Below are 20,135 nucleotides of genomic sequence, written 5' to 3'. Positions count from 1 at the left end.
GGCGCCGGGAGACGAACCGTCGTTTTTATATCACGCCGTGATATTTCAAAAGCGGGGAGCCACGGACCCGCAAGCGAGGCGCGCGGACTGCGCCCCAAGCGCAGCACGCCGCACAAAACGTGTCACGGAATGGCGTTTTCTTGATCTGGCGCATGCTGAGCCAAGGCGTCGGCGCGGACAATCGCCCGTAAGGTTGACCGCCCCCAGTCCCCAGACCTTGTTCCCATGCCTGATCCTGACTCCCATGCCGTCCCCGATACGGACACCGACACTGCGCCGTTCGCGGACGGCAGCCCGCTTCCCGATGCCGCTGGCCTGACGCCGCCCCGTCACCGCCTGTCCACGCGCATCATCCTGCTGTCGCTGGCGTCGCTGCTGGTGGTGCTCACCATGATCGCCGGTACGCTGTGGCTGTCGTGGAAGCTCGAGGGCGCGGGCGCGGCCATCAATGATGCGGGCAGCCTGCGCATGCGCGCCAACCGCGTGGCGATCGAACTGGGGCTCGCCGCCACCGGCCACCCCAGCGCGCGCAACGACCAGATCCAGGCGCTGGACGACACGCTGGCCCAGTTGCGCAAGGGCAATCCGGTACGGCCCCTGTTCCTGCCCGACGAGCCCGCCATCCATGCCCAGCTCGACCGGGTCCTGCATGACTGGCAACAGCGCCTGCGGCCGCTGGCGCAGGCCGGCAACGGTCCCGCGTACGTGCAGGCGCTGCCCGATTTCGTGGCCCAGGCCGACCGGCTGGTCGTACTGATCGAGCACGACAGCGCGCGCAAGACCGACCTCCTGCGGCTGTCCCAGGCCGGGCTGGCAGCCATTGCGTGCGTGGGCACGGTGGCGGTCATCTACCTGCTCTACCTGTGGATCATCCTGCCGGTACTGCGCCTGCAGGACGGCCTGCGCCGCATGGCTGCGCGCGAATTCACGCTGCGCCTGCCGGTGGAGACGCGCGATGAGTTCGGCACCCTGAACGCCGGCTTCAACCGCATGGCGGACGAGCTGCAGGACCTGTACCAGGACCTGGCTTCACGCGTGGCCAGCAAGACCGCAGAACTGGAGCGCCAGAACCGCGACCTCGAAACGCTCTACGACATGGCGGCCTTCTTCAACCGGGCGCGCGATGCCGAAGCCATGTCGCGCGGCTTCCTGCAGCGCGTGATGCGGCTGTTCGATGCCGATGGCGGCTCCGTGCGCGTCATGGATGCCCAGCACGGCAAACTGCACCTGCTCGCATCGTCGGGCCTGCCCGCGGCGCTGGCGCAAGCCGACCACTGCATGGCCGTGGATGCCTGCCACTGCGGCGACGCTACGCACGAAGGCGTGGTCGCCATTGCCGACCTGCGCAAGACGGCGCGCCGTCCGCTGCTGGCGCAGCCTTCGCCCTGCACGCGCGAAGGTTTCTCGGCCATGGCGGCGTTCCGCATCGAAAGCCAGCGCGGCGCCATCGGCACCTTCGTGCTGCACTTCCGCGCGCCGCGCGAGCTGCCCGCGTCGGACCGCCAGTTGCTCGAAACGCTGGCGCAGCACCTCGGCATCGCCCTGGAACACCTGCGGCTGTCAGCCAGGGCGCGCCAGCTGGCGGTGGTCGAAGAGCGCAACCTGGTCGCGCAAGGCCTGCACGACAGCATTGCGCAGGGCCTGAATTTCCTGAACCTGCAGGTCCAGCTTCTCAGCGACGCAGTGGACCGCGACGACCTGGCGGAAACCCGGGAACTGGTGCCGATGCTGCGCCACGGCGTCGAAGAGAGCTACCAGGACGTGCGCGAGCTGCTGAACAACTTCCGCTCGCGGCTCAAGCCCGGCGAGCTGCGGCCCGCCGTCGAGGAGACCGTCGAGCGCTTCCGCCGCCAGTGCCGCACCGAAGCCGAGCTGGTCATCGACGACCGTGGCAACAACCTGCCGTTGCAGCCCGAGCAGCAACTGCAGGTGCTGTTCATCCTGCAGGAAGCGCTGTCCAACGTGCGCAAGCATGCCATGGCCGCGCACGTCACCGTATCGCTGAGCCACGGCCACGATTTCCGGCTCGTGGTCGAAGACGATGGCGAGGGCTTTGATCCGGCCGACCTCGGGCATGACAACGAGGTGCACGTCGGCCTGAACATCATGCGTGAGCGCGCCGCCCGCCTCGGCGCGCGGCTGGCCATCGAGGCCCGCCCGTCGCAGGGCACGCGCATCGAGCTGGTGCTGCCGCGCGGCGGCCAGGCCGCGCGCGCCGAACCCCATTCCACCGCGGGGCAAGCGTTGCCGCGCCCAACCCAGGAGTCCCTGTCATGACCATCCGCATCCTGCTGATCGACGACCACACGCTGTTCCGCTCGGGCATCCGTGCACTGCTGCAGCGGCAGTCCGACTTCGAGATCGTCGATGAAGCGGCCGACGGCGTCGAAGGCATCAAGCGCGCCAAGCAGCACCGTCCGGACGTCATCCTGCTGGACCTGAACATGCCGGGCCTGTCGGGGCTCGAGGCGCTGCAGTTGCTGGTCGAGGACCTGCCCGACTCCGCGGTCATCGTGCTCACCGTTTCCGAAGAGGCCGAGGAGCTGGCCACCGCACTGCGCAGTGGTGCGCGCGGCTACCTGCTGAAGAACATCGAGACCGAGGCCCTGACCAGTGCCATCCGCCGTGCCGCCGCCGGCGAGCCGGTGATCTCCGACGCCATGACCGCCAAGCTCGTGCAGCAGTTCCGCGCCCCGTCACCGGCGCCCGCGCGCCTGGACGATACCGCGCGGCTGACCGCACGCGAGCGGGAGATCGTGCAGGGGCTGGCGCGTGGCGAAAGCAACAAGGAAATCGCACGCGACCTGGGCGTCGCCGAAAGCACAGTGAAGATCCACGTGCAGAACATCCTCAAGAAGCTCAACCTCGCCAGCCGCGTGCAGGTGGCGGTCTATGCGGTGGAACATGGCCTGACCGAGGCGGGCTAGGCGCCACCTGCGCGCGGTGCGTCGTCCGATTCCTACACCGTTTTCAGTCGCGTTCCGGAAGGACCGGGCTGGCCGCTCGGCTACGCTGAAATTACGTGGCGAAGCCTGTCCACGGACCCGCTGCAGCAATGGGGGCCCGGACAGCGACAAGCCCAGATGACAAGCGTGGCCTATCGGCCCAAAACCTGGAGCACGCTATGGGAATCGGCACCATTCTTCTGATCCTCCTCGTCCTGTTGCTGGTCGGCGCCTTGCCGGCCTGGCCCTACAGCACCGGATGGGGCTACTGGCCAAGCGGCGGACTGGGACTGATCCTCCTGATCGTCGTGCTGTTGGTGGTTCTGGGCCGCATATAGCGGCGCGGCACCAGGAACGCACTGCCCTGTGGGCACCGTCCCGGTGACCATGGGGCAGCGCTTCACTCAAGAAGGAGACAGTCATGCCAGCAAAATCGAAGGCGCAGCAACAGGCCGCAGGTGCGGCGCTCTCCGCCAAGCGCGGCGAGAAGAAAGCCAGCTCGCTCAAGGGTGCGTCCAAGTCGATGGCCAAATCCATGAGCAAGAAGGAACTCAAGGACATGGCGTCGACCAAGACCAAGGGCAAACCCAAGCACGTATCCGATCGCTGAGCACCAGCGCATCGGGATACCTCGTGGAACGCCCGTCCCGCCATGCGGGGCGGGCGTTCTCGCGTCAGGGGGACGTGCCGGAGCCCTCCAGCGGCCGCGTCTCGCTGTTCGCGGTGGGCGCATTCGCCGCCGCGGGCCGCTGCGCCGCAACGGGTCCCGAGCGTGCGCCGGTGACCATCTCGCGCAGCCAGTTCACCAGCAGGCTGGAATAGGCGCGCTGGTGCTCCTCGTCGGCAAGGCCGTGATCGGCGCCCTTGATCACGCGGTAGGTCAGGGAACTGACATGCGTGCAGGCGTCCACGTAGCTGGTGACCACGGCATGGGGAACGATCTGGTCGTTCTCCGATTCGATGATGAGCACATCGCCCTCGAAGCCGGCGCAGGCACGTAGCGCGCGATTGGCATCGGGCGGCACCACCGAGCGCCGGTAGGTGATCAGGTCCTGGTCGCGGTGGAGCTGGCGCTTGGGCAGCTCCCAACCTTCGTCCATGTAGAGCGCCGGTGCGCGCAGCGCAATCCAGCGCACCGGACGCAACGTCGTCAGCACCGCAGCCAGGTAGCCGCCATAGCTGCTGCCCACCACCGCAATGGCCTTGCGATCGACTTCCGGATGCCGCGCGAGCACATCGTAGGCCGCCACCAGGTCGGCCAGGTTGCGCATGCGGCTGACCGTCTCGTACTGCGCGCGCGTGCCGGCGTGGCCGGTCAGGTCGAAAGTCAGGCACACGCAGCCGAGGCCCGCCACCTTGCGCGCGCGGGCAAGGTACTGCTCCTGGCTGCCGCCCCAGCCATGCACGAACAGCACGCCGGAGAGCTTGGTGGCCGGTGCGATCAGCGTGCCGGCAATGCTGCCGCCTTCGCTCTGGATCTCGATCGTGTCTTCATGGGTTGCCATCGTCTTCCCGCTCCAGCAATGCGTACTTGGTCAGCGGGCCGACGTCGCGGTCCTCGCCCTGGAAATACACTTCGGCGCCGGCGGGGACGGACACGCCTTCACCGTAGACTTCACGCGTCGCGGCCACCACGCGGTGGCAATGCGGATCGGCTTGCAGCGCCTGCAGCGCCGCCAGTTCAGCACCGGTCGCACCGCCGACGCGCCAGGACTGTTCGAGCACGCCGCCCAGCGGCTGGCCGCCGGCGTCGCCCGATGGCGCGCCGAACGCCACGTCGTAATTGCAGCGCGACAGCACCATCTCCGGATAGCAGCCGAGCGCGGCGTCGTGATAGGCCGTAGCCGCCCGCACCGCCGACAGCGCTGCTGGCGCGAGCGGCTGCGCCAGCAGCGCGTCGAAGCCGCCACGCACGACCGTCAGAGTCGAGCCGCCATAGACCTGTTTCCCGCTGTTGTTTTCGGTGAGATCCTGGATACCGCAATAGCTGGCCAGCAGGCCGTCCAGCAGCACCTGCCCGACGCTGTAGGTGCGCGGCGATGCCAGGTCGCGTTCGAGCACGAGGCCATTGGCTTCGATATCCGCGGCCGCCATGTCGGCCAGCGCCGCGTCGAGGGCCGCTTCGCTGTCGACGGTCTGCTGGCCGAGTCCGCCGATGCCGCACGGGTCCTTCAGGCGCACCACGCCCCCGGCCAGCAAGCGCGCGCCCGCACTGCGGGCATCTTCAAGCGAAAACGCGGTATAGCCAGGCAGCACCGCCGCATGGGCGCGCCGCACGAAGCCAGGATCCCAGCCTTGCGGGGCCGCCGCATCGGGCGCGACCAGTCCGTGCGTGATCGCCTTGGTGGCGACGAAGGCAAACGGCACCACGCCGCCAAACAGGTCGTCGACCCCATGAACGCCGAGCGCCCGCGCATGCGCGACCCCGACCAGCGTGTCCAGCGGCACCAGGTACAAGGCCGCCGCCGGTGCGCTGCCGCGGCGCTCGTAGGCACCGCGAAAGCCATAGCCCGCGAGCTGCGCGACCTTCCTGCCGATGCGCTCCAGCGTCATGGCCTGGTGGCTGTCCTGCTGCCCGTATTCGGCGCAGCCATACACCATCACCTGCCTTGCCTTGTCGTCGTCCGGCGGCATGTCACGCCTCCTGTCGGAGCACGGCGGGTCCCTGCGGCCCGGCCGGGCTTGCATCGGCAGCTTTCGGACCCGGGCGCCTGCTGGTGCGGGCCTCATGCTTGGCGGCCTGGTTCAGGCAGGCCTCATCCAGCGAGTGGCTGGCCTTGATACCGCCCTCCTTGTCGGCCAGCTCCGCGAGATGGCGATAGAACGCAGCCAGCTGGTGCAGTTCTTCTTCGTCGAGGTCTTCGATCGAGACCAGCATATTGCTGGCCTCGCGATGCGAAGCCAGCAATTCGTTGAGCTTGAGGTGTACGGCTACGGCGTCCTTGTTCTGGCTTTGCTGAATCAGGAACACCATGAGAAAGGTCACGATGGTGGTGCCGGTGTTGATCACCAGCTGCCAGGTTTCCGAGTAGTCGAACATGGGACCTGTAATCGCCCATGCGAGCACCACGGCTACGGCCAGGACAAACGCCGCCGGCGAGCCCGCGCGGCGCGTGGCCGCCCCGGCGAAGCGGTCGAACCGATGCATCAGCCATGACCGCGGCCGCGCGCCGATGGCTGATGCCGCGCCCCGTGCATCGCTCAGGTCCGGGCCGTTTCTGCTCATCGCTGTTCTCCTCGTTCGCGGCGCACAGTCGCCGCCGACACGCTGATTCCATTGTATGGAGCGCGCCGCCAATGTTCAGCGGGCGCCGTCCTACAACGCGCACGGCACTTTGCGATGCAGCCTGCTGTCCGCGGGAATATTTCTTGCGCAGCGGTGGAGTCCCCACGCACCAGCCGGAGATCTCCATGCCGCAATCCAGCGCGCAATCCAGCCAACTCGCAGACCAGGTCCGCGCCCGCATCGCCGAGGCGTTCGCAGGCAAGCTGCCCGAAGGGCTTGCCATCGAAGTCGAAGACAGCCGCGTCGTGCTGACCGGCTGCGTCGACAGCCCTGCCGTAGCGCAGGAAATCGAGAAGGCCGCGGCCATCAGTCCCGGCGTGCTCGGCGTGCACAACGCGCTGCGCACGCGGCATGACGATCCGCCGTCCCCGCCCGGGCAGCCGGTCGCCACCGGCATGAATGCCGAGCCGGTGGCGCCGCCTTACGGCCAGATCAACCATAAGGTCTGACGCGGCATGGTCGTGGCGGCAGGCAAGAAGCAAGGGCCGGCGCAAACTGCCGCCGGCCCTCGCCCCTCTCTCCCACCCTGAATCAGGTTCCTGCGAAAGTCAGCGCCACGGGTCGTAGCGGTCCGACTCCCAGTACGGCGAAATGCCGTAGTACTCGTGAATGCTGGTGGCCCACTGCGAATCCGCCATGCCAGGCCAGTGGTCCTTGTCAAAGCCCGGCGCGGCTTTCAGGCGATCCTTCTCCACGCCCAGCACGAAGCATTTGCGGCGCGTGTCCAGCGTGAGCGCCGACCACGGCAAGGCAAACAACTTCTCGCCGATGCCAAGGAAGCCGCCGACGGCAAGCACGGCGTAGGCAACGCGGCCGCCTGGCACGTCGATCATGATGTGGTCGATGGTGCCGAGGTCATCGCCGGCGGGATCCACCACCTTGTTGCCTTCCAGCGTATCGGCCGCCATCACGAACGGGCCCGGGCCCGGTGAATCGCGATCGATGCTGCCGACGATCGCCGCACCACGCGGCTGCGATTCAGGTTCACGAGTCGGGGGTTGGTCTGGTCTCATGGACACCTCCTGAAGTGATGCAAGCAGATGGACGAAGGAAGTCGCCCGTCATTACCATGGTCCGTCACGCGCCGCGCGGCTCGCCTTCGCGACCGGCCGGCACCGGCGGCGCCAGTGGATCGAAATCGGCCCAGCGGCCCTCACGCCAGCGGCCCTGCGCACGCTCGATGTCGCGGGCGCCGCCCTTGCGCAGCAGATCGCAGACCATGCCCGCGTTGGCCGGTTCGACATGCGCGGCCAGCAACACCCCGGCATTGCGCACCGGAGCACGGCCCCGGCGGCCTTCGGCGCGCCCTTCACGCGTCAGCGACAGCGCGCCCACCAGCGATCCGACATAGGCGCACAGCCCCGTGGCGAACACCAGGACGAACAAGGACACCGGCGGCGACAATCCCATCACGGCGATGACCGCCGCGCCCAGCGCGGCGCCCGCGGTGGCGCCAAGCAGGACACCCGTCATGGCGCCCATGCCCGAGCGCCGCGCGCCCGGATCGGCCGCGGTATCGCCGCCGATGGGGTAGGTGGCGTGCTGGCCTGGCGGGTTCACGTAGAAGACGCTCACGTCGTCCTGCGCGACGCCCTGGGCGCGCAGGCGGCTGGCGGTGGTCTCCGCCTTGGCGAAGCTGTCGAAACGACCGGCGATGATGGCATCAGACATGGTGGCTCTCCTCTGTGTCAGGCGCTGGCATCGTGCGCTTGCAATGGGGCGGTCCCGGGTCTGGCAATGGCTGGCCGTTACCGGTTACCCGCGGCCCGTGGCGCCTTTGCGATGTCCGGCGGGCTTCGCGCCGGCAGGCTGGTTTTCACTGCCGCGCTTGAGCTTCCAGTCGACATCGTCGCGATGGGTCTGGGTCTTCTTTTCGGCGTGCATCGCCGCGCTCGGCGAAATGGGATCGCTCGCGGGGAACGTCATTTCGAGGGAGTCGTCAACGGCGCCCTGATAGGTCTTGCGCTTGTCTTCAGTTGACTTGCGCTTGTCCGCAGCGAACGTCTTGCGCTTGTCATCCGCTGACGCGGAGGACCTGGCATCGGGCTTGGCGGCCGAGCCCTTTTTGGCAGCAACCTTTCGGGCGCCGGCCGTCTTCTTGGCGGCGGCGGGCTTGCGGGCCGGACTGGCCTTGGCGGGAGCATGGGCTTTTTGCATGGCTGGGCCTCCGTAAGGAACATCCCTTCCCATGCAATCGCCGGGCCAGGCGCGTTGGAGCGGCCTTTGTGCCGATGGCGCCGCAACCGGTCCCCCTCTGGCCCAGCGCGCCGACGTGCAACGGCTTGAGACCGGCACTTTGTGCCGTGCGGTGTAAAAGCTACCGCCCGAAGGCACGCTGCGGGTGGCGCGGAAATTTCACCGCGATGCAGACCGAGACCTTGTCGGAGTCGCAGGTCTCGCTCTCGGTACTGAGCACGGCGCCGTGCAGTTCGACCATGCGGCGCGTCAGCAGCAATGCGCTGGACTGACGTGTTGACTGACCGGCCTGCGGCGGGCGCCTTCCGAAGAAATCGGATAGCACCGACAAGCGCGCGGCGCTGCGCGCCGGGTCCAGCGGCGGGCTTTCCGTGATGCGCAGCTTGACGTGGTCGGGCTCCGCGTACAGGTGGACCGCCACGGATCCGCCTGCCTGCGCGCGCCAGATGCAATGCACAAGCAGATGACGCAACACGGGCCCGAGCCGCACCGGATCCGCGTCGATCATCCACGCCGAGGCATCGGCGTCGGCCTGCACCGGTTTCAGTTCGACGCCGCGTGCCGTGGCGGCCGGGCGGCGGTCCGTCACGGCCTGCATGGTCGCGGCGAGCAGGTCGGTCTGGCGCCATTGCGGCGGGCTTTCGTCGGCAAGCAGCCGCACGGCCTCTTCCATTTCCTCGACCAGCGCGATCTGCTGCTGGATGCCCGCGCGCACGCCGTCCAGCGCGCGCCGGGCGGGCGCCGCCGCCTGGTCGACGGCCCGTTCGAGGACATAGGCCCAGCTCTGGATGGCGTTGAGCGAGGAACGCAGGTCGTGCGCGGTCTGGTCGATCAGGGCCCCCACCTCGGTGACGGTCCGCACGTCCTGCTCCATCTGGGGCGATGGCACGCCTTCACTGTCGCGATGTTCCGGCTCGCTGGCTGGCGATTGCTGCGTCATGTTCGTGTTGACCCGGTTTTCCACGCAGTTGCCATGCAAGAAGCATGCAACGTCAGACCGGGCCAGCCGAACTGCCTTGGCACGCCCGTGAGGATCATCCGGCTGCGGAGACCCCGACCTGGCTGCTGCGCGACGCCCGCAGCCATTCCGGCAACTCGCCGCGCGCGGCATAGTCTTCGAGCCGGTTGTACAGCGTCTTCAGGCTGATGCCAAGGATTTCCGCGGCGTGTTTCTTCACGCCCGCGCATTGTTCCAGGGTCGCGAAAATCAGCTGGCGATCGGCGTCTGCCAGCGACATCCCCACCGGCACCGACACCATCGCCGCCGCCGGCGCCTGCGTGGCCGCCACTTGCAGCGGCACCTGCACCTCGGTGATGAGATCGTCGTCGGCCATGATGTACGCGCGCTGCACGAAATTGCGCAGCTCGCGCACGTTGCCCGGCCAGGCATGCAGGCGCAGGCTGTCGAGCACGCCCGGCGCAAAGCGCCGCGCCGTGCCCTGTTCGGCATTGAGCTGCTCCAGCATCGTGTTGGCGATCTGGATCACGTCGTCGCCGCGCGCGCGCAGTGGCGGCAGCTCGACCGGAAACACATTGAGCCGGTGGAAGAGGTCCGCGCGCAGCTTGCCTTCCGCCACGGCGTCTTCAGGATTCCGGTTGGTCGCCGCCAGCACGCGCACATCGGCATGCTGCTCGCGGTTGGTCCCAACACGCATGAAGGTGCCGGTTTCGAGCACGCGCAGCAGCTTGACCTGCAGCTCGGCCGGCATCTCGGTGATCTCGTCGAGGAACAGCGTGCCGCCATCGGCCCGCTCGAAGTAGCCCTTGTGCTGGCGGTCGGCGCCCGTGAAGCTGCCGCGCTCGTGGCCGAACATCTCGGTCTCGATCAGCGTCGGCGAGATCGCGCCGCAGTTGACGGCCAGGAAAGGCTGGCGCCGCCGCGCAGATAGTTCATGGACCGTCTGCATCGCCAGCTCCTTGCCGGTTCCGCTTTCGCCGATCAGCAGGACAGTGGCCTCGGTAGGCGCCACGCGCGCAAGCTGGTCATAGACGGCCTGCATGACATCGGAACTGCCCAGCAGCCGCCCGAAGCGGCCGTAGCGCCGCAGTTCCCCGCGCAGCGAATGGATCTCGGCGCGCAATGCGCCGGTATTGGCCAGGCGCTTCAGCACGGTTTGCAGACGCGCCACGTTGATCGGCTTGACCAGGTAATCGGTCGCGCCCGAGCGCAAGGCTTCCACCGCGCTGTCGACGCTGGCATAGCCCGTGGTGAGGATGACTTCCACCCCCGACGAGCCGACCTCGGCAAACAGTTCCATGCCGCTGCCATCGGGCAGGCGCAGGTCGGTCAGGATCACGTCCGGCATGCGCCAGCCGATCTGCAGCCGGGCTTCACGCAGGGTGCCCGCGGTGGCGGCAGTGAACCCTTCCAGTGCCACGATCTCGGCCAGCGCGGCGCAGGCGTTTTCGTCGTCGTCGACAATCAGGATGTGAGGCATGGATCGCGCGGCCCGAAGGCCGGAAGTTTGCCCGGCGTCTGCCCAGCATTGGCGGCGAACGCCGGACCGGCAAAAACGGCATTCCCGCCTGCTGCGATGCAACACAACGCATCGTGTCGAACGCGGACACGCGGGGACAACGCAAGGTGCGTATCCGAAGTCTACCCATCCCGGCGCCCGAATGTTGACAGTGTCTCTCTGACACGCCTGTCGGATGTTTCCGCGCGCCGCGCCTGACGTCTGGTAGCGCCTCGCCGCACGGGCTAGCATAGGAACGTCCCGCGCCCCAGAACCGAGCCAACGTGTCGACCACCGCCAGTCCATCCCGACGCGGCGCCCCCCCGCAATCGGAGGGCTTGCGAAGCCGCGCCATTCCGTCGCAGGTCTCCCTGTTATGGGAGAGCACCGCGCCCGCGATGCGCCGCCTGCTGGCGCAAGTCGAGCGCGTCGCGGCCACGGATGTGACCATGCTGGCCGTGGGGGAAAGCGGCACGGGCAAGGAAGTCGTGGCGCGCGCCGTGCATGCGCGCAGCAGCCGGGCTGACGGGCCCTTCGTGGCCGTCAATTGCGGCGCGATCCAGCCTACGCTCATCGAGTCGGAACTGTTCGGCCACGAAAAGGGTGGCTTCACCGGCGCCATCGACCAGAAGGCCGGCTACTTCGAGCAGGCGCAGGGCGGGACCCTGTTCCTGGACGAAGTCACCGAAATGCCGCTGGCCATGCAGGTGAAACTGTTGCGCGTGCTGGAAAGCCGCACCTTTCACCGCGTCGGCGGCGATACGCTGATCGCCAGCGACGTGCGCATCCTTGCCGCGACCAACCGCGATCCGCTCGACGCCGTGCGCGCCGGGCAGCTGCGCGAAGACCTGCTGTACCGGCTGGCCGTGTTCCCCTTGCATATTCCGCCGCTGCGCGAGCGCGTGGAGGACATCATCCCGCTGGCCCGCCACTTCCTGGACGAGTACAACGCGATGGAGCGCACCGACAAGGTATTTTCCGCCGGCACGCTGGAGCGGCTGACGCGCTACGACTGGCCCGGCAACGTGCGCGAACTGAAGAACGCGGTCTACCGCGCCTTTATCCTGGCCGACACGGTCGTGGAGATCGGCAACCCGAACCTGAGCACGCAGCCGCAGCGCCCGAGCACGGTCGACGGCGTGGTCAGCGTGCGCGTGGGCACCACGCTGGCCGATACCCAGCGCGAAATCATCATGGCCACGCTCGCGCATTACAACGGCGACAAGCGGCTGGCCGCGCGCGCGCTCGGCATCAGCCTCAAGACCCTCTACAACCGCCTGGAAGCGTACCGGGCCGGCTGAGGGCCGGCCCGTTCCACCCGCCGCGCGCCAGCTAGTCATCGCGGCCGCGCCGGGCCCGCATCACGGCGGCAACCGCCGCCGAAGCGCCAACCACCAGCGCCGTGGTCAGCACCGGATGGCGCGCGCTGGTGGTGTAGGGGCAGGACTGCAATGCGACGCGGTTGCCGGTGCGCTCCTGCAGGCCGTTGCCGCCGCCGTAGAGGGTGTTGTCCTCGAGCGGACCGGCCGGGTAGCGGGTCCGCTGCGCACGGCCCATGAAGCGGCGCATGAAGTGGTCGAAGGTGCGCGGCGCATAGTAGGCGGCAGCGGAAAACGCCTTGGCGGCGCCGCCGACAAACAGGTCGCGGCGCGGATGCTCGGCGGCAAAGAGAATGGCATCGGCCGCCAGCGCGGGGTCATACAGCGGCGGCGGCAACTGCGCCTCCACGTCGAGGAAGTTCTTGGCATGCGAGGCCAGCGGGGTTTCGAGCCCGGCCGGCTTGATCAGCGTGACGCTGATCGGCGCCATCTCCTGCTCCAGTTCCAGCCGCAGCGAATCCGTGAAGCCCTTGATCGCGTGCTGCGATGCCGCATAGGCGCTTTGCAGCGGCAATGGACCGTCCGACGCTTCGCTGCCGATATTGATGATGGTGCCACCGTGCTCGCGCAGGTGCGCGGCTGCCGCGAGCGAGCCATGCACCGTGCCCCAGTAGTTGGTGTCGAACAGGCGCCGCTGGTCTTCCAGCGGCACATCGGCATGGCGGCCAAAGATCGTCACGCCGGCATTGTTGACCCACGTATCGAACCCGCCGAAGCGTTCGATAGCGGTATGCGCCACGCGCGCCACGTCCTCGTGCCGGCCGACGTCGGCCGTGACGGTGATCGCTTCGGCACCCTTCTCCCGCAGTTCCTCGGCCAGCTTGTGCAGCGACTCTTCGCTGCGGGCCACCAGCACCAGGCGGGCGCCCATGCCTGCCGCCTTACGCGCAGTGACCAGGCCAACGCCACTGGTGGCGCCGGTCAGCACGATGACCTGCGATCCGATCGTCTTCTGAGAGAGTTTCATGTGCTTGCTTCCTGATGCCCCGGGCACGAGACGACGATCGCCGGCGTCCGGGACGCACTGCCAGCGACGCTTGACCGTATGCAGTGGCAGAGTTCGCAAGGAGTGTTCCCGCGCCGCCTCACCGCGCGCCGCTGGCTGGCCGGCCGGCATGCCGCATCGGCCCGCGCGGATTTACAACGTCCGGTAAGAAGCACACGCGCGCGGCGTTGGCCGACCCGAGTGTAGGACTGCCGCCGATTTCGGTCGCAGTGTGCGGTGCCTAAGCTGAACCCACCGAGGTTCCGCCTCGCCCTTTCCTGGTGAAGCCAGTCCACCATGGCCAAGACTACGCGCCAGGCTCCTGGCGATGCGCGTACTGCCGGCAAAGGCCCGGCCGCGCGCAAGCACAGCGACGACGCCCTGGGCAAGTACCGCCAGATGCGGGACTTTTCCTCCACGCCCGAACCGGGCGGCGTCCGTTCGCGCGCCAAGGCATCGAAGCCGGGCACGGCCCGTAGCGCTGCCCGGACGGGTGCGTTGTCCTTCGTGATCCAGAAGCATGCCGCGCGCCGCCTGCACTATGACTTCAGGCTGGAACTGGACGGCACGCTGAAGAGCTGGGCCGTGCCCAAGGGTCCGAGCCTGGACCCGGCGGACAAGCGCATGGCCGTGCATGTGGAAGACCACCCGCTCGACTACGCAGGCTTCGAAGGGGTGATCCCGCCCGGCCACTACGGCGCGGGCACGGTGATCGTCTGGGATCGCGGGGTGTGGGTGCCCGATGGCGATGCCGAGGCGGCGTATCGCGCTGGCAAGCTGAAGTTCGAACTGCGCGGCGAGAAGCTGCATGGACACTGGACCCTGGTGCGCATGCATGGCAGCCGCCAGAAGGAGCAGGATGCGTGGCTGCTGATCAAGGAGCGCGATGACGCGGCGGTGCCGGCCGCGGAACTCGACGTGACCGAGGCCATGCCGGACAGCGTGCTGGCCGGTACTTCGCCGGCACGCGCGCCGCGCAAGACCGGGAAGACCGCGAAGCCAAAAGCTTCCGCAAAGGACAAGGACAGCGATACCGCGAAAGCGCCGGCCCTGCCGCGCCGCGCCGTCGCCGCCGCGCTGCCCCTGGCGCTGTCGCCGCAGCTTGCCACGCTGGTGGAGCGCCCCCCAGCCGATGCCGGCGCCTGGCGCTACGAAATCAAGTTCGATGGCTACCGCGTGCTGGCCCGCATCGACGGCGACGACGTGCGCCTGTTCACGCGCCAGGGCCACGACTGGACCTCGCGCCTGAAGACGCTGGCGCGCGAAGTGCGCGCGCTGGGCTTGCCGGACGGCTGGCTCGACGGCGAGATCGTGGTGCTCGGCAAGCACGGGGAAACCGACTTCCAGGCCTTGCAGAACGCGTTCGAGACGGCACACGTCGAGTCGATCGAATACTACGTGTTCGACCTGCCCTTCTATGCCGGCCACGACCTGCGCAAGGTGCCGCTGTCCGAACGGCGGGCGCTGCTGCGGCGTTTGTTCGAAGCCAGCACCGCGACGCGTGTGCGCTTCAGCGAAGACTTCGAAGCCGCCCCGGACGAGATGCTGGATGCGGCCTGCCGCATGAAGCTGGAGGGCGTGATCGGCAAGCGCGTGGACGCGCCCTATGTCAGCACGCGCAGCAATACCTGGATCAAGCTCAAGTGCACGCAGCGGCAGGAGTTCGTGATCGGCGGCTATACCGAACCGAAAGGCAGCCGCGAAGGGCTCGGCGCGCTGATGCTCGGCGTGCACGACAGCGCGGGCCGGCTGCGCTATGCCGGCAATGTGGGCACGGGTTTCGACACCCGCACCCTCGCCAAGCTGCGCGAGCAGCTCGATGCGCTGCGTGCGGACAAGACGCCGTTCGATGCGCTGCCCAGATCGGTCAAGGGCCTGTGGGTACGGCCCAAGCTGGTGGCGGAGGTGTCGTTCGGCTCCTGGACGCGCGAAGGGCGCGTGCGGCATGCCGTGTTCCACGGACTGCGCAGCGACAAACCTGCCAATGCGGTGTCGGTGGAGCAGCCGGCGGCGCCGGCCAGCGGCAAGGCCGCGACCGTTCCCGCACCAGGCAAGGCCTCCGGCGCCTCGCGCAAGGGCAAACCCACCGCGGCGAATGGCAAGGTGGCCATCAGCCACGCCACGCGCGTCATCGACGCCGCGAGCGGACTGACCAAGGGCGACCTGGTGCGCTACTACGAACGCGTGGCGCCGCTGATGCTGCCGCACCTGCAGGGCCGCCCGATCGCCATGGTGCGCGCGCCCGACGGCGTGGCCGGCCAGCTGTTTTTCCAGCGGCATGGCGACACGCTCAGGGTGGATGGCATCAACGTGCTGGATCCTGATCTCTGGCCCGGCCATCCGGCGCTGCTGGAAATCGTCTCCGCGCATGCGCTGGTGGCGGCGGCCCAGCTCAATGTCGTGGAGTTCCACACCTGGAACGCCAGCAAGCGCAGCATCGACCGGCCCAACCGCATCATCTTCGACCTCGACCCTGGCGAAGGCGTGCCCTGGCCCCGCATGCGCGAAGCCGCCGCACTGATGAAGGCATGGCTCGATGAACTGGGACTCGACAGCTTTGTGAAAACCAGCGGCGGCAAGGGCCTGCATGTGGTAGTGCCGCTGACGCCGCGCGCGGACTGGGACGCGGTCAAGGCGTTCGCCCATGGCGTGGTGCTTCACATGGCCCGCACGCTCCCGGACCGCTTCGTCGCGAAGAGCGGTGCGCGTAACCGCGTTGGCAAGATTTTCATCGACTACCTGCGCAACGGAGTAGGCGCCACAACGGTGGCGGCATTCTCGGCGCGCGCACGCAGCGGCCTGGGGGTGTCGGTCCCGCTCGCCTGGGACGAGCTGGACAGCGTCAAGGGCGCCGACCAGTGGACCGTGGCCAATGTGGCGCCACGGCTCGACGAGATCGCGCGCCACGACCCGTGGGAAGCCTATGCGGGCACCCGCCAAACCATTACGCGCGCGGCCGCCCGGCTGGCGCGCACAGGAAGGAGCTAGCCATGACCCGGTCCTTTATCCACTATATCCGCCACGTTCGCCAGCTCGCGCCGCGTCCTCCGCGGCGCGCGCTGGTCGCGGCGATGCTGATGGCGATGGCCCTGCCGGCGAGCGCGCGCCTGCCGGCCCCCACGCCGGAGCAGCAACAAGCCGCCGACGCGCGCAAGGCCAAGGAAGCCGAAGCAGCCAAGCACCAGGCCGAACTGCTGGCGCAGGTGCAAGACCGCCTGGCCGCGCAGTTCGGCAAAAAGGGCGCCGCCGGCGCGGGCGCGGCGACCACGGAGCCAGGCAAGGTGTCGCAGAAGGCCGCGGAAGCCCCGCAGTCAGCAGGCCCGCACGGCGGCACCTCGCCCAGTGCCGAGGCGCATAGCGGGGAAGCTGCGCGGCGTTAGTGCTTAGCGCTTCCGGCACGCGTTTTGCGCGTGTTCTCCTGCGGTCCCATTCATAAGGGGCCGGCCACCTGCGCAAGACGCAGCCACGCAAGGGGGAACGACGCCGTGAGCATCCATCGCCATGTAATTGCTACAAGACGCCTGCAACCGTACAAGGTAAGTCTTACAACGTCATGCGCCGCGCTGCCGCGATGCCAGGGGTTCAGGCCATGAACGCGAGCGCTGCCCGACAAGGACGCCTGATCCTGAATGTGGAAGACGGCGAAGGCCCGCGCTATGTGAAAAGCAGCATCCTGCAGCGCGCGGGCTTCTCGGTGATCGAGGCGTCGACCGGCCAGGCGGCCCTCTCGCTGGCGCGCCAGCATGCGCCCGCGCTGGTGTTGCTGGCGCTCCAGCTGCCCGATATCAGCGGCCTCGACGTCTGCCGCCTGCTGAAGGCCGATCCCAACCTGGCGCATATGCCGATCCTGCTGACCTCCCCTGCGCTCGCCTCTTCGTCGCAACGCGTGCAGGCGCTCGAATGTGGCGCGGACAGCTTTATCGCCGAGCCGGCCGAGCCCGAGGAACTGGTGGCCAGCATCGACTCGTTGCTGCGCCTGCGCCGCGCCGAAGATGCCTTCCATCGCACCAGCCAGGCGCTGCACGACAACGAGGACATGTTCCGCCAGCTCGCCGAATCGCTGGTCGACGTGGTCTGGCTGCTCGACGCGCGCGACCGGCGCCTGCTGTTCGTCAGCCCGCGTTTTGCGGACCTGTGTGGCCAGCCGACCGAGAAGATACTCGAAGATCCGCAGTGTTGCCTGACGCGCGTGGCGCCGGCCGACCGGGCCCGCGTGGCGCAGGCGTTTGCCAGCATGCTGGAGGACGGCCAGCTCGATATCGAATTCCAGCTCGTGCGCACCGACGGCAGCATCCGCGAGATCCGCGCCCGCGCCTTGCCGATGCGCGGCAGCGACGCCACCGTCCGGCGCGTGGCCGGCACCTGCCAGGACGTGACGACGCAGAACCGTGCGCGCCGCGCGCTGCTCGGCGAAGAGCGTCGCAAGGAACAGTTCCTGGCCATGCTCGCGCACGAACTGCGCAACCCGCTCGCGCCGATGCGCAGCGCCGTGGACTTGCTGCAGCAGCCCGCGCCCACCCCCGCGGACACGTTCCGCGCACGCGACGTGATCGGGCGCCAGCTCAGGCACCTGTCGCAACTGGTGGACGATCTGCTCGACATCTCGCGCTTCAACCGCGGAACCATCACATTGCGGCAGGACCTTGTGGAACTGCGCGGTGCGCTCAACACCGCGGTCGAAGCCGTGAGGCCGCTCCTGGAAGCGCAGCAGCACACGCTGCGGCTGGCCCTGCCGGAACAGCCGCTGCCGGTGCGCGGCGACATGGTCCGGCTCACCCAGATCTTCAGCAACCTGCTGCATAACGCGGCCGCCTATACGCCGGCCGGCGGCCAGATCCGCATCGATGCCACGACGATGGACGGACGCGTCGCCGTCCGCGTCCACGACAACGGCATGGGCCTGACCCAGACCTTGCAGCGCTTGCTGTTCGACCCGCTGGCGCCGGGGGAACCCGGAACCGTGGCCGGCGATACCGACCCATTCGACGGCGAACCCGACGCCGACGGCGAGCAGCTTGCCGTGCCCGAAGGTCCGGGTATCGGCCTGACGCTGGTGCAGCAGCTCGTGCGGCTGCATGGCGGCCGTGTTCGCGCCGAAAGCCCGGGGCCGGGCGAAGGCAGCACCTTTATCGTCGAGCTCCCGATCGAGCCGTGGCAGAACTGGCATCCGGCGGACACCGTGGCACAGCGGCCATCCGGACCGCCGCGCGTGATCATGGTGGTCGATGACAACACCGATGCGCTCGAAGCCATGAGCATGACCCTGCGGGCGCTGGGACACACCGTGGTCACCGCGGCCGATGGCGAGAGCGCGGTCGCGCGCGCACCCGAAGTCAAGCCCGAGGTGGTGCTGCTCGACCTGGGCATGCCGACCATGGACGGCTTTGAAACCGCCCGCCGGCTGCGTGCCCTGCCCGAGATGCGCGGCGCCACGCTGGTGGCGCTGACCGGCTACGGACGGCCGGAGGACCGCCGCCGTGCGCTGGAAGCGGGCTTCGACCGCCATCTGGTCAAGCCGGCCAGCCTGGAGTCCCTGAACCGGCTGTTCGAAGAGCCTGGCGACTGACGCGGACCTGACGCAACCCGACACGACTCGACATGATCCAACGCGACCCAACTTGCTTCACCCATTTACCGGAGTTCCGAACCATGCATACCACCCCCGACCCCGACACCCCCTCGCACAAGCCGGAAGTCCCGCCACCGGAACAGCCGCCGGGCGCGCCCGAGCCCGAGCCCGTCGTCGATCCGCCGCCGGGCGACCAGCCGCCTCCGCCGCCGCAGCGGGCCAGCCCATGACGCAAGGAGACGCATCGTGTCACGCATCATCTGGAAGGGCGCGATCACCTTCGGCCTGGTCAATATCCCGGTCGTGCTGCGGCCCGCATCGCGCAGCCAGTCGCTCGACCTGGACCTGCTGGACGTGCGCGACATGGCACCGGTGGGCTACCAGCGCATCAACAAGAGCACGGGCAAGCCGGTCGACAAGGAACACATCGTCAAGGGCTATCAGTACGAGAAGGACGAATACGTCTTGCTGAGCGACGAGGACTTCCGGCAGGCCAATGTCGAAGCCACGCAGACCGTGGATATCGTCAGCTTCGTGCAGGCCGACGAGATTCCGCCTTACTACTTCGACACGCCCTATTACCTGGAGCCCGACAAGCGCGGAGAACGCGGCTATGCGCTGCTGCTGGAAACCATGCGCCGCACCGGGCGCGCCGCGCTCGCGCTGGTGGTGCTGCGCAACCGGCAGCACCTGGCCGCCATGCTGGTCCAGGAAGGCGCGCTGGTGCTCAACACCATGCGCTTCGCCGACGAGGTGCTGCCGATCTCGGACCTCAAGCTCCCGAAAACCTCCGGCGCAAAGGGAAGCGGTGCCCATGCGCGGGAGATCGAGATGGCCGTCAAGCTGGTCGAGGACATGAGCGAGGCGTGGTCGCCAGAGCAATATCGCGACACCTATCGCGACGATCTCATGGCCCGCATCGACGAGAAAATCGAATCAGGCAAGACCCATCAGCTCACGCCCGCCGCCGAAGAAGAGGAAGCCCCGCGCCAGGGTGCCAAGGTCATCGACATGGTGGCGCTGCTCAAGAAGAGCCTGGATCACCACGGCAAGCGCGGCGCTGACAAGAGCGAGCCAGAAGAAGACGAGGCGCCGCGCAAAACCAAGGGCAAGAGCAGCCGTGCGCCCGCGAAGAAACATGCAGCGCCCGCGAAGCGCGCAGCCGGCAGCCGGGCATCGGCCAAGCGGTCCACGCACGCCGCTGCGGGCAAGACATCATCCGCTCGGAGCACGGCGCGACGCAAGCAAGCGTAGCGGCCCGTGCGGCCCGATAGCGCCTGCATCAGAGGGTATGGAAGAAACGGGCCCTGCGCCATGCG

Annotated in this window: 19 protein-coding genes; 10 read left to right on the top strand and 9 right to left on the bottom strand. The window is 68.2% G+C overall.

The features are described from left to right. Positions 1–225 precede the first annotated feature (225 nt). The 4 genes from ACIGJB_RS17335 (at position 226) to ACIGJB_RS17320 (ending at position 3,555) form a co-directional block, all read left to right on the top strand. A complete protein-coding gene (locus tag ACIGJB_RS17335) occupies positions 226–2,277 on the top strand; it encodes a type IV pili methyl-accepting chemotaxis transducer N-terminal domain-containing protein (protein WP_483733547.1) in 2,052 nt (683 codons plus the stop codon). Beyond that, positions 2,274–2,927, top strand: coding sequence for a response regulator (locus ACIGJB_RS17330; RefSeq protein ID WP_483733546.1), 654 nt, complete (start codon positions 2,274–2,276; stop codon positions 2,925–2,927). Before ACIGJB_RS17335 ends, ACIGJB_RS17330 begins: the two co-directional genes overlap by 4 nt. 197 nt (positions 2,928–3,124) lie before the next feature. After that, entirely contained in the window at positions 3,125–3,283 is a 159-nt protein-coding gene (locus ACIGJB_RS17325; RefSeq protein WP_483733545.1) for a DUF3309 family protein, read from the top strand. An 83-nt stretch (positions 3,284–3,366) separates the two neighbouring features. Further along, positions 3,367–3,555: a DUF3008 family protein gene (locus ACIGJB_RS17320; RefSeq protein ID WP_483733544.1), complete on the top strand. Its 189-nt coding sequence runs from the start codon at positions 3,367–3,369 to the stop codon at positions 3,553–3,555. A gap of 64 nt (positions 3,556–3,619) precedes the next feature. On the opposite strand, the gene ACIGJB_RS17315 is transcribed toward ACIGJB_RS17320, so the two are convergent. Genes ACIGJB_RS17315 through ACIGJB_RS17305 form a run of 3 tightly spaced genes read right to left on the bottom strand, consistent with a single transcriptional unit; the run spans position 3,620 to position 6,093 of the window. Then, positions 3,620–4,450 (bottom strand): alpha/beta hydrolase family protein, encoded by an 831-nt coding sequence (locus tag ACIGJB_RS17315; RefSeq protein ID WP_483733543.1) that lies wholly within the window; start codon positions 4,448–4,450, stop codon positions 3,620–3,622. Continuing rightward, on the bottom strand, positions 4,437–5,579 hold the full coding sequence (locus ACIGJB_RS17310; protein ID WP_483733542.1) for a DUF3182 family protein: 1,143 nt from the start codon (positions 5,577–5,579) through the stop codon (positions 4,437–4,439). Before ACIGJB_RS17310 ends, ACIGJB_RS17315 begins: the two co-directional genes overlap by 14 nt. Before the next feature lies 1 nt (position 5,580). Further along, positions 5,581–6,093 (bottom strand): low affinity iron permease family protein, encoded by a 513-nt coding sequence (locus tag ACIGJB_RS17305; protein WP_483734704.1) that lies wholly within the window; start codon positions 6,091–6,093, stop codon positions 5,581–5,583. A 263-nt stretch (positions 6,094–6,356) separates the two neighbouring features. On the opposite strand from ACIGJB_RS17305, the gene ACIGJB_RS17300 reads away from it, so the two are divergent. Next, a complete protein-coding gene (locus ACIGJB_RS17300) occupies positions 6,357–6,680 on the top strand; it encodes a BON domain-containing protein (RefSeq protein WP_483733541.1) in 324 nt (107 codons plus the stop codon). 99 nt (positions 6,681–6,779) lie between these two features. Here ACIGJB_RS17300 and ACIGJB_RS17295 read toward each other — a convergent pair whose 3' ends face one another. The 5 genes from ACIGJB_RS17295 to ACIGJB_RS17275 form a co-directional block, all read right to left on the bottom strand. Then, positions 6,780–7,244, bottom strand: a complete 465-nt coding sequence (locus tag ACIGJB_RS17295; protein ID WP_483733540.1) for a PRC-barrel domain-containing protein — start codon at positions 7,242–7,244, stop codon at positions 6,780–6,782. A gap of 64 nt (positions 7,245–7,308) precedes the next feature. Then, a complete protein-coding gene (locus tag ACIGJB_RS17290) occupies positions 7,309–7,902 on the bottom strand; it encodes a hypothetical protein (RefSeq protein ID WP_483733539.1) in 594 nt (197 codons plus the stop codon). A gap of 84 nt (positions 7,903–7,986) precedes the next feature. Further along, positions 7,987–8,388 (bottom strand): hypothetical protein, encoded by a 402-nt coding sequence (locus ACIGJB_RS17285; RefSeq protein ID WP_483733538.1) that lies wholly within the window; start codon positions 8,386–8,388, stop codon positions 7,987–7,989. A gap of 160 nt (positions 8,389–8,548) precedes the next feature. Continuing rightward, the gene (locus ACIGJB_RS17280; RefSeq protein ID WP_483733537.1) at positions 8,549–9,367 is read right to left on the bottom strand and encodes a sensor histidine kinase; all 819 of its coding nucleotides are present in this window, start codon (positions 9,365–9,367) and stop codon (positions 8,549–8,551) included. Between the two features lie 94 nt (positions 9,368–9,461). Further along, positions 9,462–10,865 (bottom strand): sigma-54-dependent transcriptional regulator, encoded by a 1,404-nt coding sequence (locus tag ACIGJB_RS17275; protein WP_483733536.1) that lies wholly within the window; start codon positions 10,863–10,865, stop codon positions 9,462–9,464. A gap of 302 nt (positions 10,866–11,167) precedes the next feature. Between ACIGJB_RS17275 and ACIGJB_RS17270 the strand changes: the two genes are divergently transcribed. Beyond that, complete coding sequence (locus tag ACIGJB_RS17270; RefSeq protein WP_483733535.1) at positions 11,168–12,184, top strand: sigma-54 interaction domain-containing protein; 1,017 nt, start codon at positions 11,168–11,170, stop codon at positions 12,182–12,184. A 31-nt stretch (positions 12,185–12,215) separates the two neighbouring features. Here ACIGJB_RS17270 and ACIGJB_RS17265 read toward each other — a convergent pair whose 3' ends face one another. Then, positions 12,216–13,229, bottom strand: a complete 1,014-nt coding sequence (locus ACIGJB_RS17265; RefSeq protein WP_483733534.1) for an SDR family oxidoreductase — start codon at positions 13,227–13,229, stop codon at positions 12,216–12,218. A gap of 315 nt (positions 13,230–13,544) precedes the next feature. Here ACIGJB_RS17265 and ligD point away from each other — a divergent pair, with 315 nt between their 5' ends. From ligD to ku, 4 genes are all read left to right on the top strand, one after another. Then, complete coding sequence (gene ligD / locus ACIGJB_RS17260; protein WP_483733533.1) at positions 13,545–16,235, top strand: DNA ligase D; 2,691 nt, start codon at positions 13,545–13,547, stop codon at positions 16,233–16,235. Positions 16,236–16,237: 2 nt separating this feature from the next. Beyond that, on the top strand, positions 16,238–16,627 hold the full coding sequence (locus ACIGJB_RS17255) for a hypothetical protein (protein ID WP_483733532.1): 390 nt from the start codon (positions 16,238–16,240) through the stop codon (positions 16,625–16,627). 209 nt (positions 16,628–16,836) lie between these two features. Next, positions 16,837–18,813: a response regulator gene (locus ACIGJB_RS17250; RefSeq protein ID WP_483733531.1), complete on the top strand. Its 1,977-nt coding sequence runs from the start codon at positions 16,837–16,839 to the stop codon at positions 18,811–18,813. Positions 18,814–19,062: 249 nt separating this feature from the next. Then, on the top strand, positions 19,063–20,070 hold the full coding sequence (ku, locus tag ACIGJB_RS17245) for a non-homologous end joining protein Ku (protein WP_483733530.1): 1,008 nt from the start codon (positions 19,063–19,065) through the stop codon (positions 20,068–20,070). The last annotated feature ends 65 nt before the right edge of the window (positions 20,071–20,135 follow it).

The organism is Cupriavidus sp. C2SS-8b, from assembly GCF_057073745.1.
Note: the sequence above shows the minus strand (reverse complement) of the source record. Positions and strands in the feature narration are given on the sequence as shown.

What these genes read in the sequence shown, in the direction of transcription:
- ACIGJB_RS17295 (WP_483733540.1), bottom strand. Translation starts at nt 7,244, where the DNA reads ATGAGACCAGACCAACCCCCGACTCGTGAACCTGAATCGCAGCCGCGT.
- ACIGJB_RS17315 (WP_483733543.1), bottom strand. Translation starts at nt 4,450, where the DNA reads ATGGCAACCCATGAAGACACGATCGAGATCCAGAGCGAAGGCGGCAGC.
- ACIGJB_RS17335 (WP_483733547.1), top strand. Translation starts at nt 226, where the DNA reads ATGCCTGATCCTGACTCCCATGCCGTCCCCGATACGGACACCGACACT.
- ACIGJB_RS17280 (WP_483733537.1), bottom strand. Translation starts at nt 9,367, where the DNA reads ATGACGCAGCAATCGCCAGCCAGCGAGCCGGAACATCGCGACAGTGAA.
- ACIGJB_RS17250 (WP_483733531.1), top strand. Translation starts at nt 16,837, where the DNA reads ATGAACGCGAGCGCTGCCCGACAAGGACGCCTGATCCTGAATGTGGAA.
- ACIGJB_RS17285 (WP_483733538.1), bottom strand. Translation starts at nt 8,388, where the DNA reads ATGCAAAAAGCCCATGCTCCCGCCAAGGCCAGTCCGGCCCGCAAGCCC.
- ACIGJB_RS17320 (WP_483733544.1), top strand. Translation starts at nt 3,367, where the DNA reads ATGCCAGCAAAATCGAAGGCGCAGCAACAGGCCGCAGGTGCGGCGCTC.
- ACIGJB_RS17275 (WP_483733536.1), bottom strand. Translation starts at nt 10,865, where the DNA reads ATGCCTCACATCCTGATTGTCGACGACGACGAAAACGCCTGCGCCGCG.
- ACIGJB_RS17330 (WP_483733546.1), top strand. Translation starts at nt 2,274, where the DNA reads ATGACCATCCGCATCCTGCTGATCGACGACCACACGCTGTTCCGCTCG.
- ligD (WP_483733533.1), top strand. Translation starts at nt 13,545, where the DNA reads ATGGCCAAGACTACGCGCCAGGCTCCTGGCGATGCGCGTACTGCCGGC.
- ACIGJB_RS17305 (WP_483734704.1), bottom strand. Translation starts at nt 6,093, where the DNA reads ATGCATCGGTTCGACCGCTTCGCCGGGGCGGCCACGCGCCGCGCGGGC.
- ACIGJB_RS17310 (WP_483733542.1), bottom strand. Translation starts at nt 5,579, where the DNA reads ATGCCGCCGGACGACGACAAGGCAAGGCAGGTGATGGTGTATGGCTGC.
- ACIGJB_RS17290 (WP_483733539.1), bottom strand. Translation starts at nt 7,902, where the DNA reads ATGTCTGATGCCATCATCGCCGGTCGTTTCGACAGCTTCGCCAAGGCG.
- ACIGJB_RS17300 (WP_483733541.1), top strand. Translation starts at nt 6,357, where the DNA reads ATGCCGCAATCCAGCGCGCAATCCAGCCAACTCGCAGACCAGGTCCGC.
- ACIGJB_RS17255 (WP_483733532.1), top strand. Translation starts at nt 16,238, where the DNA reads ATGACCCGGTCCTTTATCCACTATATCCGCCACGTTCGCCAGCTCGCG.
- ACIGJB_RS17325 (WP_483733545.1), top strand. Translation starts at nt 3,125, where the DNA reads ATGGGAATCGGCACCATTCTTCTGATCCTCCTCGTCCTGTTGCTGGTC.
- ACIGJB_RS17265 (WP_483733534.1), bottom strand. Translation starts at nt 13,229, where the DNA reads ATGAAACTCTCTCAGAAGACGATCGGATCGCAGGTCATCGTGCTGACC.